Genomic DNA, 17,063 nt, shown 5'->3' on the forward strand with positions numbered 1-17,063 from the left:
CGTAATACTAGTAAAGTATAAAATTAATTGGAATCAAAAGTGCATCACCGGTGGTGTTCTATATGATTGTAAAATGTTCCTTGCATCCCAAATCGTTGGCTAGCTTCACGGGTTAGCTCTTCGGAAAACGGATGAAGGAACCCCTTGGCTCTGCAAGCCAAGACATATGGTTCGACTAACCTGCTGATGCAGGAAGTCTCTCAGTAGTTGCACTCTACGATGCTCATCTGCATGGGAGTCTTAGTGATCCATCCCTTAGAGACTCCCAGTACAAGGTGACCGTAGGGAACGTTGCGAGGCCAGATTCCCTAAATCCTTAACAAGGGCTGTACGAACCCGTTCTGCTTTTCTTGCAATCCTCTAGTCATTTCTGCTGAAGGGAAAATCAATCTTTAGACCTATGACAAGGGAAAGAAAATTAGGCATAATAAGAACATAAGCAACAGGTAATCAGAAAACAGGCAAACTGTCCCATGTCAGTGAATAGATAAATGGATAACCATCAAGGAGGAACTACCATGAATGAAAGAGACCGTATTTTGGCGTTGGTAAAAGAAGGCATCATTACTACAGAAGAAGCCTTGGTACTTTTGGAAAACTTGGCGAAGCGCGAAGGAAAAGATGCTGTGAAATTGAATCAGCAGCAAGATTTTACAGATAAACCTGATGCTACATCAGATTACACAGAGCAAACCGATCAAGCATCTGCTCAAGAGCGGGAAGACCAGGAAAATTTGGAAAAGATTTTGGATGAACTGGCTAGCGAAATTTCCTATTTTTCCTCTCAAATCGATGCGAAGGGCGAAGCATTGCAATCGCTGAAAAAACAGATCAACGATAAAGCCGAAAAAAGGCAAGAATTGGCCACAGCCGATGAACTGGGCGATTTGACGGGTGAACAAGAAATCACGCTGATGCGCTTGGATGAAGAGCTGGATGGTCTGCGTGGGCAAGCTGCCGCACTGGAAGCCGAAAAAGTCGAGATGGAACAAAAAATGCGCAGCCTCAAGAAGGAGCATGTGGAAAACAGCGTGAAATCCTTTGGCGAGAAACTGGGCAATAAAGAGGAATGGAAGGACACAGCCGCCAATTTCGCCGATCGCCTCACCAAAGCAGGCACACAATTAAGTAAATTTTTGACCGACACGGTACAAACGGTCGTAGAGAATGTCGATTGGAAGGACACTGATTTTAATATCAAGATCCCTGGATTGATCACCAGCAAATTCCAGCATGAATTCACATTCGATCAAAATACAGCGACGATTCTTGATTTCCAACTGGCAAACGGCAACGTGACGTTGCAAAGTTGGGATAACGAAACTATTTCGGTCGCCGCGGATGTGAAAATCTATGGGAAAACTGAAGAAGCAACAGCGAAGGAAGCATTCGAGGCTCGGAGCACGCTGGTGATGGATGAGGATAAATTTACTTTCCGCGTTCCGAACAAAAGAGTGAAATGCGATATCGTCGTCTCTTTGCCGAAACGCGAATACGATTATGTCGCAATCAAGATGCTGAACGGGAATGCAACTTTGAAAAACATTGAAGGAAAAGATTTTTACATCAAATCCACCAATGGCAATATGGTCATCTCAGGTCTCAAGGCCATCATGTTGGAGATGGATGGCGTCAATGGGAGTTTGGACGTTTCAGAAAGTACAATCGTTGATGTTCTGGCGAAGACTATAAACGGCAGTCTGACGATCAAGAGTGATGTCATCAGCGCAACTGTTTCCGTTGTGAACGGCGATGTGAAAATTTCCTATCCGGGAATCAACGCAAAACAAATTCAAGCCAGCTCTGTCAATGGTTCCGTTAAACTGTCTTTGCCGGCTGCCAAAAGTGCAGAAGTGAAAGCCAGTAGCTCTTTGGGAAAAATCATGAATCGAATGGAAAACATTGAAATCATCCGTCAAAAAAATGAACACACCAACAAGTACTTGGAATTCAGACGAATGGACGAGGAAGCGCCGGTTATGGTAGAATTAAAGACAACAACAGGAAACATATTCTTAAAAAATAACTAAAAATAGCGACAATAAATGGCATATATAAGGAGAGAACGAACATGAAAAAATTAACTAAATCTGCTACAGACAGACAAGTCAGCGGTGTTCTGGGAGGTATTTCCGAATACTTCGGCATCGACTCGACGATTGTGCGTGTGATATTTCTGATTTCCGTATTTGCGGGTGTCGGATCACCTGTATTGCTGTACATCCTGATGGCTGTACTGATGCCTGAACCGGGCCAAAGCGGCGATGGGCAATCATTCGGTGGTAAATATGGTTCTTCATCGTCCCGCCGCAGTTCCGATGCCTCTAGATCTGTAAAAGAAGCAAAACCAGTGGAAAAACAAGAAGAGGACGACTGGAGTGATTTTTGATGGGATTTTGGAAGAAAGCGGCCGTCAATTCGTTAGTGTTCATCGCTCTGGCTTATTTTATGGCACCTTCGTTCTATGTGCATAGCCTTTGGACGGCATTTTGGGCCAGCATCATTTTAGGCATCGTCAACTTTTTGATTAAACCGGTGCTTTCAATCCTCTCGTTCCCGATCACAATCCTTACGTTCGGCTTGTTCAGCTTCGTCATCAATGGCTTTATGCTGTATCTTACGTCTTGGTTGGTCGGTCCCGGATTCCACTTCACGAGCTACGGCACAGCGTTCCTAGTGGCTTTGATCATGTCGATCGTGCATATGTTCCTGAACAGGGATGACGCGCGTTAACCAACAGGGTTACGCTGCGGTGCTTAGCACCAAATAACATAAAGTAAGGCAGCTGAAACGATTGTTTCAGCTGCCTTTTTGTTCTTTCGTATGCATGCATAAAATGTTATGATGGATAGGAATACAATAAACCACAAGCGATGCAATCATTGTTTGCGGCAAGACAAAAATGTAAAAAAATCCTGCCTGATCGGGGTCAGGAAATTAAATGATAGAGCGAGGGATAAGAATGGCGAATACAGTCACTGTAAAGGAATTAGTGGATTCTTCAGGGTATATTGTACTGAGCGGAGAAGAATTTTTGGAAAACAAAATCACGACCAGCGAAATCTCCAGGCCCGGCGTCGAGTTGACAGGTTTCTTTAATTTCTACCCGTCGGCCCGTATCCAGTTGTTGGGGAAAACGGAACTGACATTCATCGAGAGGATGACCGCCGAAGAGCGCCTGATCGTCATGAGGCGACTATGCAGCAAAGAGACACCTTGCTTCGTTATCGGACGCAAGCTGCAGGCGCCAGCAGAATTGACGAAAGCCGCGCAGGAAGCCGGCATACCGATTCTTTCGGCGCAGTCCAGAACGACAAGAGTATCCAGTAACATCACCAATTTCCTTGAAGGCAAGTTGGCGGAACGGGTTTCTATGCATGGGGTTTTCGTGGATGTTTTTGGAATGGGCGTCATGATTACAGGAGACAGCGGCGTCGGGAAGTCGGAAACGGCTTTGGAATTGATCCAAAAAGGACACCGGCTGGTTGCTGACGATCGCGTTGATCTGTATCAACATGATGAAAATACGCTGATCGGTGAGGCACCGGGCATCCTACGCCATCTGATCGAAATTCGCGGAATCGGCATCATCGATGTGATGACGCTGTTCGGAGCCGGAGCAGTCAAACAGACCAATGAAGTCAATCTGATCGTTAACCTAGAGCTTTGGAGCAAAGACAAAAAGTTTGAACGTCTGGGCAGCACAGAGGAGATTGTAAACATTCTGGGTGTCGGCATCCCTAAAATCACGATTCCAGTAAAAACCGGGCGAAATCTTGCCATCATCATCGAAGTGGCGGCTATGAATTTCCGTGCGAAAACAATGGGCTACAACGCCGCTGAGACTTTCGAAAGAAATTTGGAAGCTTTGATAAAAGAGAATGTCCAAAAAAATGATTAGGCATGAATGAAGGAGTAGATAAATGATTAACTTGATAGCCGCATTGAACCCCGTCGCATTGTCGTTCGGTGGGTTGGAAATCCGTTGGTATGGTGTCATCATCGCGGTAGGCATCCTCATTGCCATGACATTGGCAACGAAAGAGGCCGAGAAAAAGGGGTTGGATCCGGATTTTATTGTCGATATGATGTTCTGGACGATACCGCTTGGAATCATCGGCGCCCGCATTTACTATGTATTGTTTGAATTGGATTATTATTTGCAGAACCCAGGCGAAATCATTCAGATTTGGAATGGTGGCATCGCCATTTATGGGGCATTGATAGCCGGGATTTTGACAATTTACTGGTACACAAAACGAAAAGGGATTTCTTTTGCATTGACGATGGATATTTTGGCACCCGCAGTCCTGATTGCGCAATCCATCGGCAGATGGGGGAATTTCATGAACCAAGAAGCGCATGGTGAGGAAGTGAGCCGCGCCTTTTTGGAAAATTTGTTCCTGCCCGAATTCATCATTGAACAGATGAACATAAACGGAATATATTACCACCCAACCTTCTTATACGAATCACTTTGGTCGTTGGCCGGTTTTGTGCTGATCCTGTTCCTGCGCAGAAAAGGACAGCTGTTGCGTGTCGGAGAAGTGATGTTCACTTATGTCATGTGGTACTCGTTCGGCCGTTTCTTTATCGAAGGCATGCGCACGGACAGCCTGTATCTATTCGGACCTATCCGGGTTTCACAGGCGCTGTCCATCCTGCTCTTCCTTGGAGCAATGGGAATCTGGGCATACAGACGCAGAAATAATTATCCACCTGATCCCTACTACACAGACATCACCAGAAAGGGAGCATAATAGAGTAATGAAATTCAAAACAGTATTATTTGATTTTGACGGCACGATTGCCGACACGAACAGGCTCATCAGCGAAAGCCATTTTGTCGTCATGGAGGAAAATTTTCCGGGCCGGTTCAAAAAAGAGGAAATGGCTCAGTTCAACGGTCCAAGTTTAGAGGAAATATATGGGAATCTTGATCAAGGAAGACAGGATGAACTAGTCGCCCGCTACAGGGAAGTTATGCTGGAGAAGCATGATGAAATGATCGGCATTTTTCCAGGCATAAAAGAAGTGCTTGAGAACCTCAAACAAGAAGGCCTCAGCTTGGGTGTCGTATCGACGAAGCGCAGCGATGTGCTGAAACGGGGTATCGCTATCCTTGGGATCACAGATTATTTTGATACGATCCTCGGCTCAGGCGATTTTTCGCAACCGAAACCCGATCCCGAATCACTCTTCCTGGCTATGGAGCGTCTGGACGCCGAAAGGGAAACCAGCGTAATGGTCGGGGACAATCATCACGATATAGTCGCAGGCAATAATGCTGGTGTGACAAGCATTTTTGTAGGCTGGTCCGAAAAAACGACTGCCTTCATCCAACCATATCGGCCAACAAAAATAGTCAACGATCCACAGGAGTTGGAAGAGTACATTCTTTCCGGTGTGAGAGTTTAATCGAGGGGAAGCGAGCAAAATGAAACAAAAAGTCGCCGTATTGGGGGCAGGTTCTTGGGGAACAGCCTTATCCATGGTATTGGATGAGAATGGGCATGATGTCCGCCTTTGGGGGAATGACCCGAAACAAATCAAAGAAATCAACGAAAGACACACGAATGAGCATTACTTGCCAGGTGCCAAGTTAAGTGAAGCGATTGTGGCATACACAGATCTGAAAGCCGCCATAAACGAAGCAGACGCGCTCTTGTTCGTACTGCCGACAAAAGCGATCCGCGTGGTCGCGAAAGAAGTCGCAACGCTGTTGGACGGACAAACGAAGCCGCATCTGATCCATGCAAGCAAAGGTTTGGAGCAGGATACGCATAAGCGGATTTCCGTCATCATCCAGGAAGAGATTCCGGCTGAAAAGTACGACAGCTTAGTTGTCCTTTCCGGACCGAGCCATGCGGAAGAAGTGGCCAAAAAAGACATCACAACAATCACGGCCGCATCCGAGAGCGAGGAGGATGCAGGGTATGTTCAAAAACTGTTCATGAATCCCTATTTCCGGGTTTACCGGAACACGGATGTCATCGGGGTTGAGTTGGGTGCTGCTTTGAAGAACATCATCGCGGTAGGTGCAGGAGCGCTCCATGGATTGGGCTATGGCGACAACGCGAAAGCGGCTTTGATGACGCGCGGATTGGCTGAAATCAGCCGACTCGGCACAGCCTTTGGAGCCGATCCAATGACCTTCTTCGGTTTGAGCGGGGTGGGCGATCTGATCGTTACTGGCACAAGCCGCCACTCACGGAACTGGCGAGCCGGGGACCTGATTGGTAAAGGCCAGGACTTGGATGAAGTGCTGAAAAATATGGGAATGGTCGTTGAAGGCGTGGCGACAACAAAAGCCGCTTATGAATTGGCTAAAGAAAAAGGTATCGAAATGCCGATCACGGAAGCCATCTATAAAGTGTTGTACGAGAAAGTCGATGTTAAAAAAGCAATCGAGGAATTGATGCTGCGCGAAGGCAAAGCGGAACAATCTTCTCAAAATGTGGAAAAGGGGAGCCAGTCAATATGAAGAAAGTCAGAAAAGCAGTGATTCCTGCTGCGGGATTCGGAACGCGTTTTTTACCTGCAACGAAAGCGATGGCAAAAGAAATGTTGCCTATCGTCGATAAGCCGACCATTCAATTCATCGTCGAAGAGGCAATAGCATCAGGGATCGAAGATATCCTGATCGTAACCGGAAAAAGCAAACGTCCGATCGAAGACCATTTTGATTCGAATATCGAGTTGGAAGCGAATCTGCGTGAAAAAGGCAAAAATGAATTGCTTGAATTGGTGCAGGAAACGACCGGTTTGCGCATCCATTTCGTCCGTCAATCTTATCCATTGGGATTGGGTCATGCGGTTTTGCAGGCAAAAGCCTTTGTCGGTGATGAGCCTTTCGTTGTCATGCTTGGGGATGATCTGATGGAAGATGAAGTGCCGTTGACCAAACAATTGATGGATGCTTACGAGCGCACACATGCTTCGAACATCGCTGTGATGGAAGTGCCGCATGAAGAAACATCCAAATACGGAATCATCGATCCCGATCAGGAATTAGAGCCTGGCCTGTTCAACGTCCGCAGATTCGTCGAAAAACCGAATCCAGAAGATGCTCCGAGTAATTTAGCGATCATCGGCCGTTACTTGCTGACTCCAGAAATTTTCGAAATTTTGGAAAATCAGAACCCAGGTGCCGGCGGGGAAATCCAATTGACCGACGCCATCGATACGCTGAACCAGACGCAACGCGTCTTCGCAAAACGCTTCGACGGCAAGCGGTTTGATGTCGGAGACAAATTCGGTTTCCTGACGACTAGCATTTCTTACGGTCTGACCCATCCTGAAATAAAAGATAAATTGAAAAAATATCTGGTAGAACTGGGCGAAAAATTGGTTGCCGAGGACGAAGGCAAGTAGCCATTTAGGCAATCCAAAGCCAATTGATTTTTGAATAAAATAAGAGAGGCCGAGCCATCAATCGTTCTGCGATTCATGGCTCGGCTTCTTCTCCATCAATGCGGCACCCTGAGCAGAATTGTGGCACAAAAAATAAAGTCAGAGTAAACTGAATAAGAATCAGATTTCGGTACTAGCCCGGAATAGACTTAACACCAGAAGGAGATACACTAAACATGGAACAAACTGAAAAAATTTATGACGTCATCGTCATCGGAGCCGGACCAGGCGGAATGACTGCGGCGCTTTATGCCTCCCGTTCGAATTTGAGCACCTTGATGCTGGAACGTGGCGTTCCAGGCGGCGAAATGATTAATACGGCCGAAATTGAAAATTATCCTGGCTTCAAATCGATATTGGGTCCGGAGCTGGCTGAAAGGATGTACGAGAGCTCCATGCAATTCGGAGCCCAGCACGCTTACGGAGATGTGAAACGCATTGTTGTCGATGGTGATTACCGCATCGTCGAAGCAGGCAAAAAATCCTATAAAACGCGTGCTGTCATCATCGCAACCGGCTCCCACCACCGCAAATTGGGAGTTCCCGGAGAAGACCAGTACAATGGCCGAGGCGTTTCCTATTGTGCCGTCTGTGACGGTGCCTTCTTTAAAGGCAAAAAATTGGCAGTGGTCGGCGGTGGTGATTCTGCCGTGGAGGAAGGGACTTACTTGACGCAATTCGCGGAGGACGTTAACATCGTGCATCGACGGGATACATTGCGCGCCCAAAAAATCATTCAGGACCGTGCCTTCAAGAATGCGAAAGTTTCCTTTACATGGGATTCCTTTGTGGAAGAAATTAAGGGAGACGGACAAAAAGTCACGGGTGTGGTGATCAGGAACAAGCACACCAACGAAATCACGGAAAATGCAGTGGACGGCGTCTTCATCTACGTCGGTATTTTGCCGCAATCGGATGCCTTCCTTGATCTGGGGATCACGGATGAAGAAGGCTGGATCATCACGAATGAGCACATGGAAACGGCCGTACCGGGCATATTTGCCATCGGGGATGTCCGTCAGAAGCTTCTGCGCCAAATCACGACTGCCGTCGGAGATGGTGGGGAAGCCGGGAATCGTGCTTTTTCATACATCGAAGGCTTGCATGACCGTCTGGCAGCTGCTGAAGCTGCTGCCGAGACAACGGACTGAATTGATCATCATGCAACCGTAAATTTGTTGTCAAATCGATAAATATCACTAAAGTTCATGCTCTGATTTCAGAGCATGAACTTTTTTTGTAGATTCCATCTTTTCACTCAAATGGGATGCAAATAATGTTATAATATAGCTAAACTAATATGGAAGGATGATGAAAATGTCTTATCAAGAAACCATTGCACAATGGAATAATTTTGCCTTATTAGAATCTACATTAAAAGAAGAATTAAAGTCTTTGGAGGGAAATGAAGAAGCGCTGAAAGATGCTTTTTTTGCTCCGCTGGAATTCGGAACGGCAGGTATGCGCGGTATCCTGGGAGTCGGCATCAACCGGATGAACATCTACACAGTACGTCAAGCCACCGAAGGATTGGCCCGTTTGATGGAGGCGAAAGGTGAAGAAGAGAAAAAACGCGGCGTCGCGATTGCATATGATTCCAGACACCAATCTCCGGAGTTTGCGATGGAGGCAGCGAAAACATTGGGGGCGCACGGTATTCCGGCTTTCGTTTTTGAAAGCTTGCGACCAACACCTGAGTTGTCCTTTGCGGTAAGACATTTGAATGCGCTAACGGGGATCATGATCACAGCGAGTCATAACCCGGCTGATTACAACGGTTATAAAGTATATGGAGACGACGGCGGCCAGATGACTCCTGACGATGCAGATGCTTTGACTGAATATGTAAGAGCGATCGAAAATCCACTGACGATCCAAGTGGGTGATGAAGCAGAGCTGAAGGCAGCCGGCTTGATCAAAATGCTTGGGGAAGAGATCGATGCAATTTACCTTGATCTAGTCAAAACAGTGACCGTAGATTCCGCCCTTGTCCATGAAATGAGCAAAGAAATGAAATTGGTCTTCACTCCCCTGCATGGCACTGGCCAGATGATGGGTGAACGTGCCTTGAAGAACGCCGGTTTTGAAGGTATCTACCTCGTTCCCGAACAGGCAGTGGCCGATCCGAATTTTTCCACCGTGAAATCACCGAATCCAGAAGAAGCAGGCGCATTCGAATACGCCATCAAACTGGGTACGGAACTGGATGCTGATATTTTGGTCGCGACCGATCCGGATGCTGACCGCTTGGGTGCAGCCGTCCGCAAAGCAAAAGGCGAGTACGTTGTTTTGACGGGTAACCAAATTGCTGCATTAATGCTGGATTACTTGTTACGCGCGAAAAAAGCAGCCGGCACATTACCCTCCAACGGTACAGCCCTTAAATCGATCGTATCCAGTGAGTTGCCGACCGCAATCGCAAAATTTTACGGTGTGGATATGGTGGATGTTCTGACTGGATTCAAATTCATCGCAGAAAAAATCAAACAGTACGAAGAAGACCACAGCAAGGAATTCTTGTTCGGTTTCGAGGAAAGCTATGGTTATCTGGCAAAACCATTCGTACGCGACAAAGACGCCATCCAAGCCTTAGTGCTGATTGCTGAAGTAGCGGCTTACTACAAGAAAAAAGGCCAAACATTGTATGATGGTTTGGTTGAAATATTCGAAACACACGGCTATTATAAAGAACAGACGATTTCCGTCACGATGTCCGGCATCACTGGAGCAGAAAAGATCAAAGCGCTGATGGCTAAATTCCGTTCGGAAGCACCAGCAGAATTCGCAGGCATCGCCGTATCAATCACGGAAGACTTTGGCAACTCAACGAAGACATTCACTGACGGCTCCACGGAAAGCATCGATATGCCGAGCTCGAATGTGCTGAAATACTTCCTTGAGGATGGCAGCTGGATCGCTATCCGTCCCAGCGGAACAGAACCAAAAATTAAATTCTATATCGGTGCGAAGGCTGAGAGCCAAGTTGCAGTCGACGAAAAAGTCGCTGCTTTTGAGGCAAGCATCCGTACGTTGACCGCTGAATAAGGAATGCTAGAAAAAAAGAAGCCCGCGGGCTTCTTTTTTGTTTGAAGGTTTATCAGAAAGTCCTGGCCAATTGTTTGGCTTTTTCGATCGCATCCGCAACGATCTCATCAGCACGGTCCGGATATGTATCCATTCCTTCGACGAACAGTTGCGAGATTTCTTCGACTCCAAGGAAGCGGAAAATGCTCTTGATGTACTGGCTGGCAGGGTCACGTCCGTCGAAGAGGCCGCCGTTCGCTTGGATATGCAGCAATTTTTTATCTGGGACCATTCCGACGGCTCCGGATTCCGTGTAACGGAATGTCTGACCGGCAACCGTGATGGTATCGATCCACGTTTTCAGACGACCTGGCACATGCATGTTCCATAGCGGATTAGCGATAATGATCTTGTCCATGGACAAGAAATCATCCGTGTAGTGATTGAAGAGCGTCACTTTTTCCTGCTGACGGGAAGTCAATTGATCAAACAGCACGCCTTTCGACAATTCCTTCCAGGCAGTCAAAAGATCCCGGTCGATTTCTGGGATGGCGACTTCGTAAAGATTCATGTCCTTGATGCGATCGTAAGGATTCACAGCTTTGTATTCCTCCAGAAAAGCATCCAGGACTTTCATGGAACGGGAGACGCTGCTGTCGAACGGATGCGCGCGCACAACTAAAACTCTGGCCATAGAATAACCTTCTTTCCAATTTGTTATACCTACATGATACCATTTACATGCACAGATGATAAAGCATAACCACTACCTACAAACGAGAGGAACAGGTAAAAAAGAGAGTTACCCTTGTCGGGCAACTCTCTTTTGCATTTTGAATCAACAATCTTAAGCTACGAAAGCTTCCGCGGACAGAGGCGTTTCATCGATGAAGAAACGTTTGTACCAGACGAGGAAGATGTAGGCAGTCCAGATCTGACGGCCGTAATCCAATTTCTTCGTGTAGTTGTCATCGAGAATCTGCACAAGCTTTTCGGTGTCGAAAAATTCTCCTGCATAGTCGGAAGCAAAAGCTTTTCTGACTTCGTTGTAGAATTCTTCTTCACGCAACCAGTGACGGATAGGAGTAGGGAAGCCCAATTTCGGACGTTTCGCCCATTCTTCCGGTAGGACATCGGCAGCCGCTCTGCGCAGCACATATTTCGTATCGATTTCGTTGACGCGGTAATCGGAAGGGATGCGTTTCGCCAATTCCATGACCTCTTTGTCCAGGAAAGGTACGCGAAGCTCCAACGAATGGGCCATGCTCATCTTGTCGGCTTTCAACAGGATATCCCCAGGCATCCAGAGGTTCAGATCGAGATACTGCATCTTCGTCACATCATCTTGGCCTTTGACTTCGTCATAGATCGGTTTGGTGATCGAGCGGATATCCGGGCCATTTTTATATGCTGGCTTCAGGATATCCACAGCTTCTTCTTCGTCCCAGACGATGGCCTGGCCGATGAAGCGTTCTTCCACTTTTTGGCCGCCTTTGACCAGGAAGGTCGTCAAGGTATTCTTCGGCAGTTTGTGGGCCAATTTGCCGATGCCTTTTCTTAGGCTGTAAGGGACTTTTTCATAAGTTTCCATTTTCTTGGATGGTTCATACCAAGAGTAGCCGCCGAAAATTTCATCTGCACCTTCACCTGAAAGTACGACCGTCACGTCTTTCTTCGCCAATTCGGCCAAGAAATACAAAGGAACGGAAGACGGATTTGATTGCGGTTCATCCATATGGTATTGGATGGTAGGCAAGGCATGGAAAGCTTCTTCAGGAGAAATGTACTTGCGGACATTCTCGATGCCCAAGATTTCAGAAAGATCGGCAGCTTGGTTGGTTTCGTTGAACATTTTTTCATATTCGGAGAAGCCGACCGAGAAGGATTTTTCCGGTTTCATCAAGGCTGTTACCAAGCTGGAATCGACGCCGCCGGACAGGAAAGCGCCTGTCTTTACATCACTGATTTTATGGGCGCGGACAGAATCGGCCATTGTTGCTTTGACTTCTTCCACATAGCTCTCCAAAGTACCGTTTTCGGCATGGAACTTTTTGTCCCAATATTCGACCGTATGGATATCGTTGCCTTTCAGCACCATATAATGCGCCGGTTTCAATTTGTGGACGCCTTTGAAGAAGGTTTCACCCATCGAAGAATATTGCAGCGTCAAGTAAGGGCGCAAAGCATCTTTGTTCACTTCTTTAATGAAAGCAGGGTGAGCCAAAAATGACTTGATTTCAGAACCGAAAAGCAAGCTGCCGTCGGTTGTATTTGTTGTATAGTACAACGGTTTGATGCCGAAGCCGTCACGGGCGATGAACATCGTATCGTTCACTTTGTCCCAGATTGCGAACGCAAACATGCCGCGCAGTTGTTTCACGAAGTCATAACCGTATTCTTTGTAGCCATAGATCAAAACTTCACTGTCCGTTTTGGAATGGAAGACGTGCCCTTTTTGCTTCAGATCTTCGCGCAACTCCTGGAAGTTGAAGATTTCGCCATTGAACACTAATACCAAATTTCCATCGGCACTGTACATCGGTTGCTTCCCGTTATCGGAAAGGTCGATGATGCTCAATCGGCGGAAGCCTAACGTTACCTTGTCATCAGAATACATGCCGCCGCTGTCTGGCCCGCGGTGGACGATCCTATTCATCATACCTTCAATCACAGTCTGATGGTTCCATGCAGTCGATCCATGGATATATCCAACAAAACCACACATTTATACCACTCCTTAAGTATCTCTTGCTAGATCAGAATGTCTGTCCGTCTAGAGTCCAATCTATTCTATCACAAATGGAAAATCATTAAAAGAAATTATCCGATGGGAAAGCTCGGCGGAATCTACAGGAATCAAAAACAAGGCGTTCCACTTTGTAGGGAACGACCTTGTCCTTCAACTTCACTGCGTATTTTGAGCACTCAACGGGTACGTTTAACTTTACTGGAGGGATCCAGACGTTTTTCCATCAGACCCAACAGCCAATCGGCAAGAACGGCCATCAGGGCGGTTGGAATCGCGCCGGCAAGGATGATGGCTGTCCCGTTCGTCGCATTGACGCCGCGGGAAATGATATCCCCCAAACCGCCGGCGCCGATGAAGGTGCCGATGGCGGTGATGCCGATAGCAACCACCAAGGCATTCCGCAAGCCGGCCATAATGACGGAAAGCGACAACGGTAATTCGATCAGATAAGTCAATTGCATCCGCGTCATCCCCATGCCTTTACCCGTATCCAACAAAGCGGCATCCACATTTCGCACACCCGTATAGGTGTTTTTGATGATCGGCAGCAGCGAATACAGGAAGACGGTCGCAATGACGGTATCCGACCCGAGTCCGAGTCCCAGCATCAAAATGGATAACAGCGCCAGAGAAGGGATGGTCTGGATGACATTTGCGGCGCCGATGATCCAATCCGCCAGTTTTTTATTCCGTGCGATCCAGAAACCGAGCGGAATGGCTACAATTGCGGCGAACAGCACCCCATAAATGGAAATCAGAAAGTGGCGGGTGAATTGTTCGAAGACGTAGCTGGCATTTTCCCCATAATAGTAGAGCAGCTGCTGGAGCATATTCATTTCACTGAGGTTCATCATTTTCCCTCCTTTAAGGACGTAACTTCTTTATCTTCAAAATAGCTGTTCTCTTCCAGGAAAGTTTGGGCGACTGTTTGGGCTTCTACCAAGTCGTTATCCACTTCGTAGTTCATCGCCTGCATCATCTCGTCAGTCAGCGTGTCCTCCAATTTCAGCAGGATGGTCTCCAGTTCAGGATAAGCCTCCAAAATCTCTTTGGTGGCAACCGGGCTGGCGTCATAAGGCGGGAACAGCTGGAGATCGTCTTCGAGAACGACCAGATCATAGCTCGCGATCCGCCCGTCCGTGGAATAGCCCAAAACGATATCCATTTCGTCCGCTTGCAAAGCATCGTAGACGAGACCGACCTGCATCGGATAAACGCGTTGGAAGTCAAAGCCGTATGTCGTTTTGAATGCTTCATAACCGTCACCTTCCCGCTCCATCCAAGAGTTGTCGACGCCGGCTCTCAGATTTGGGGCCAATGTCGCGAGGTCGCTGATGGTCTCCAAATTATTTTCTTCGGCAAATTCACGTGTCACCAAAAATGCGTACGTGTTGGCAAAACCATAGGATGGGAACCAAACTTGATCGAATTGCTCATCGAAACCCTCGACGACTGTCTGGAACGCCAATGCTGGATCCGTAAGAGGTTCCATGCCCAATTCACCGGTCAGCGACGTCCCTGTATAGCGGGCAGCCGATACATTCGCATCCCCGCCGATCATAGCTTGATGATTCAGTGTCGATGAGCCGAGATTATTGACCATATCGACAGAAGCATCCGGCAGGTAATGTTCGACCATCCCTCTGACCATATAACTCAATATTTGCATTTCTGTCGTTGTCCCACCGGTGATGACGATGCCTTCATTGTTCACCGATGCGCCAAGGCCAGGCAAGGAGCAGGCTGCCAACAAAAGTGACGTCAGTGGAAACAACAACCATTTCTTCATGTGTTTCTTCATGCTCAGTTTCCTCCTTTTGCAGATGTTGTCTGTGGAGAAACGAAACGTTCAAGCTTTCCAAGAAGGAAATCAGCCAATAAAGCCAATACGGTCACCGGCAAAGTTCCCCAAATGATCATTTCCTGATCGTATACATTCAATCCGTTAAAAATATAATCACCCAAACCGCCAGCTCCTATATACGAAGCGAGCGTCGCCCAGGCGATGACGTACACTCCCGCCAAGCGGATTCCGGACATGATGACTGGAGCTGCCAAAGGCAATTTCACCTGAAGAATGATCTGATTGTCGGTCAACCCCATCCCTTTTGCTGAGTCGATAATGTTGTTGTCTACATTCGAGATGCCGATGAACGTATTGCGCAGAATCGGCAACAAAGAATAGATGAATAAAGCTACGATCGCAGGAAGTTTTCCGATCCCGAAAAGGGGGATCATCAAGGCAAGTAACGCCAAGGAAGGGACTGTCTGGAGAATCGAAACAAAACTGATGATAAAACCGGAGTAACGCTTGAAGTGGGTCAAGGCAATGCCCAAAGGAACGGCAACCAGAACGCCAAGTATCAGAGCTAAGGTTGAGATGTAGAAATGCTCCCCTGTTTTTAAGAGTAACTCGGAACCGTTCGTTGTCAAAAAGTCCATTATCATCACCCCTTAACCGTTTCAATGTCTGCGGTTGTTTCGATTACTTCTTCAGCCGCCATTTCGGGTTCTATGTCTCCCCATATCGTATCGTATACCATATCCACAATGGACGTGCGGGTGATTAAGCCAATCAGATGATTTTTTGCATCCACGACAGGAATGTTTTTGTAACCCAATTTCAGGATACGCTGCAAAGCATCACGTACGAGCGTGCCTTCCCGGACAAAAGAAACTTCACTCAGGATTTCGCCAGCAGTGACTGGTCTGCGTCGATTCTGGTTGATCGCTTCGACACTCAACATGCCCAACAAGACATCGTCAGCATCGGTCACAAACAAGCTGTCGACACGACGCGTGCGCATCAGCTTGATGGCTTCTGATAGATTTTGATCAGTCGAAATGGATACCGGGCCACGGATCATGATTTGTTCCACTGTGCGGAAATTCGTGCGCGCTTGGCTGAGGCGTTCCTCGCCAATGAAGTTTTCGACGAATTCGTTCGCAGGGTCCATCAGGATATTATCGGGAGTATCAAATTGGACGACTTTTCCTTCTTGCATGATGACAATCCGGTCTGCCAGTTTCAAAGCTTCATCCATATCGTGGGTGACGAAGATGACGGTTTTGCCCAATTCCTGCTGCAACTGTTTGACAAGTTCCTGCAGAGAATCACGGGTGATCGGATCTAATGCTCCGAAAGGTTCATCCATCAAAATGATGTCTTGGTCGGCTGCCAAAGCACGGATAACACCAATACGCTGTTGCTGGCCCCCGGATAGTTCAGATGGGTAGCGTTCCAAAAAGTCCAATGGAAGATCGACTTTTTGTATCAGCTCTTCTGCAATTGTTTTTTGTTTTTCCACAGGCCATTTCAGTAATTTTGGGACCATGACGATGTTTTCGAAGATGGTCATGTGTGGCATCAAACCGATTTGCTGGATGACGTAGCCAATTTGGCGACGCAATTCCACCGCATTCATATCCTTGATGTTTTTTCCATCAATCAGGATTTCACCGGAGGAAGGTTCGATCATGCGATTGATCATCCTCATCGAAGTTGTTTTGCCGCTGCCGCTTGTTCCAATGAATACAATGAACTCTCCATCATTGAATGTCAGGTTCAGGGAGTCCACTGCAATTTTCCCGCCCGGGAATCGCTTGGTTAAATTTTTGAATTCTATCATTGTTCCACCTCTTAGTTTTTTTATTTCACAAATTCCTTACTCTACCTTACCGCGCAAGGAAGCCATTTTGCAAATAATAAGAGCAAAACTTTGTGAAATAAGTACGTAAATGAGAGGGCTTCCATCGTTGGGGTGATGGTATATTTTTTAAAAATTTTTATATTTTGAAATTTGCTAAATATTAATAAAATTAAGTTGATAAATGCGCTGTTCAATATAATTGATATTAGCTTCTGATGCAGCATTGG

16 protein-coding genes are annotated in these 17,063 nt (G+C 46.9%); 10 read left to right on the forward strand and 6 right to left on the reverse strand.

Annotated features, from left to right (window positions below):
* Window positions 1–518: 518 nt before the first annotated feature.
* The 10 genes from liaX (at window position 519) to BLV66_RS07840 (ending at window position 10,458) form a co-directional block, all read left to right on the forward strand.
* Window positions 519–2,030 (forward strand): daptomycin-sensing surface protein LiaX, encoded by a 1,512-nt coding sequence (gene liaX, locus BLV66_RS07795; RefSeq protein ID WP_176974180.1) that lies wholly within the window; start codon window positions 519–521, stop codon window positions 2,028–2,030.
* 41 nt (window positions 2,031–2,071) lie between these two features.
* Complete coding sequence (locus BLV66_RS07800; RefSeq protein WP_086985567.1) at window positions 2,072–2,389, forward strand: PspC domain-containing protein; 318 nt, start codon at window positions 2,072–2,074, stop codon at window positions 2,387–2,389.
* Window positions 2,389–2,733 carry a phage holin family protein gene (locus BLV66_RS07805; protein WP_086985568.1) on the forward strand — a complete coding sequence of 115 codons (345 nt, stop codon included), beginning with the start codon at window positions 2,389–2,391 and terminating at the stop codon, window positions 2,731–2,733. The genes BLV66_RS07800 and BLV66_RS07805 overlap by 1 nt, the downstream gene beginning before the upstream one ends.
* 229 nt (window positions 2,734–2,962) lie before the next feature.
* Window positions 2,963–3,901 (forward strand): HPr(Ser) kinase/phosphatase, encoded by a 939-nt coding sequence (gene hprK / locus BLV66_RS07810; protein ID WP_086985569.1) that lies wholly within the window; start codon window positions 2,963–2,965, stop codon window positions 3,899–3,901.
* Window positions 3,902–3,923: 22 nt separating this feature from the next.
* Window positions 3,924–4,760, forward strand: coding sequence for a prolipoprotein diacylglyceryl transferase (gene lgt, locus BLV66_RS07815; protein WP_086985570.1), 837 nt, complete (start codon window positions 3,924–3,926; stop codon window positions 4,758–4,760).
* A gap of 7 nt (window positions 4,761–4,767) precedes the next feature.
* Window positions 4,768–5,418: an HAD-IA family hydrolase gene (locus BLV66_RS07820; RefSeq protein WP_086985571.1), complete on the forward strand. Its 651-nt coding sequence runs from the start codon at window positions 4,768–4,770 to the stop codon at window positions 5,416–5,418.
* Window positions 5,419–5,437: 19 nt separating this feature from the next.
* Entirely contained in the window at window positions 5,438–6,484 is a 1,047-nt protein-coding gene (locus tag BLV66_RS07825; RefSeq protein ID WP_086985572.1) for an NAD(P)H-dependent glycerol-3-phosphate dehydrogenase, read from the forward strand.
* The gene (gene galU / locus BLV66_RS07830) at window positions 6,481–7,374 is read left to right on the forward strand and encodes a UTP--glucose-1-phosphate uridylyltransferase GalU (protein WP_086985573.1); all 894 of its coding nucleotides are present in this window, start codon (window positions 6,481–6,483) and stop codon (window positions 7,372–7,374) included. The genes BLV66_RS07825 and galU overlap by 4 nt, the downstream gene beginning before the upstream one ends.
* 215 nt (window positions 7,375–7,589) lie before the next feature.
* The gene (gene trxB / locus BLV66_RS07835) at window positions 7,590–8,564 is read left to right on the forward strand and encodes a thioredoxin-disulfide reductase (protein ID WP_086985574.1); all 975 of its coding nucleotides are present in this window, start codon (window positions 7,590–7,592) and stop codon (window positions 8,562–8,564) included.
* Between the two features lie 166 nt (window positions 8,565–8,730).
* A complete protein-coding gene (locus BLV66_RS07840; RefSeq protein ID WP_086985575.1) occupies window positions 8,731–10,458 on the forward strand; it encodes a phospho-sugar mutase in 1,728 nt (575 codons plus the stop codon).
* A 52-nt stretch (window positions 10,459–10,510) separates the two neighbouring features.
* Here the strand turns inward: BLV66_RS07840 and BLV66_RS07845 are convergent, their stop codons facing one another.
* From BLV66_RS07845 to BLV66_RS07870, 6 genes are all read right to left on the reverse strand, one after another.
* Entirely contained in the window at window positions 10,511–11,131 is a 621-nt protein-coding gene (locus BLV66_RS07845; RefSeq protein WP_086985576.1) for an NAD(P)H-dependent oxidoreductase, read from the reverse strand.
* A gap of 153 nt (window positions 11,132–11,284) precedes the next feature.
* Window positions 11,285–13,162, reverse strand: coding sequence for an asparagine synthase (glutamine-hydrolyzing) (asnB, locus tag BLV66_RS07850; protein WP_086985577.1), 1,878 nt, complete (start codon window positions 13,160–13,162; stop codon window positions 11,285–11,287).
* A 200-nt stretch (window positions 13,163–13,362) separates the two neighbouring features.
* Window positions 13,363–14,040, reverse strand: a complete 678-nt coding sequence (locus tag BLV66_RS07855; protein ID WP_281251185.1) for an ABC transporter permease — start codon at window positions 14,038–14,040, stop codon at window positions 13,363–13,365.
* Complete coding sequence (locus tag BLV66_RS07860) at window positions 14,037–14,987, reverse strand: osmoprotectant ABC transporter substrate-binding protein (protein WP_086985579.1); 951 nt, start codon at window positions 14,985–14,987, stop codon at window positions 14,037–14,039. The genes BLV66_RS07855 and BLV66_RS07860 overlap by 4 nt, the downstream gene beginning before the upstream one ends.
* A gap of 2 nt (window positions 14,988–14,989) precedes the next feature.
* Entirely contained in the window at window positions 14,990–15,631 is a 642-nt protein-coding gene (locus tag BLV66_RS07865) for an ABC transporter permease (RefSeq protein WP_086986014.1), read from the reverse strand.
* A 2-nt stretch (window positions 15,632–15,633) separates the two neighbouring features.
* Window positions 15,634–16,815 carry a betaine/proline/choline family ABC transporter ATP-binding protein gene (locus BLV66_RS07870; RefSeq protein WP_086985580.1) on the reverse strand — a complete coding sequence of 394 codons (1,182 nt, stop codon included), beginning with the start codon at window positions 16,813–16,815 and terminating at the stop codon, window positions 15,634–15,636.
* Between the last annotated feature and the right edge of the window lie 248 nt (window positions 16,816–17,063).

This window comes from Trichococcus collinsii (genome assembly GCF_900107505.1).
GTDB classification, from domain to species: Bacteria; Bacillota; Bacilli; order Lactobacillales; family Aerococcaceae; genus Trichococcus; species Trichococcus collinsii.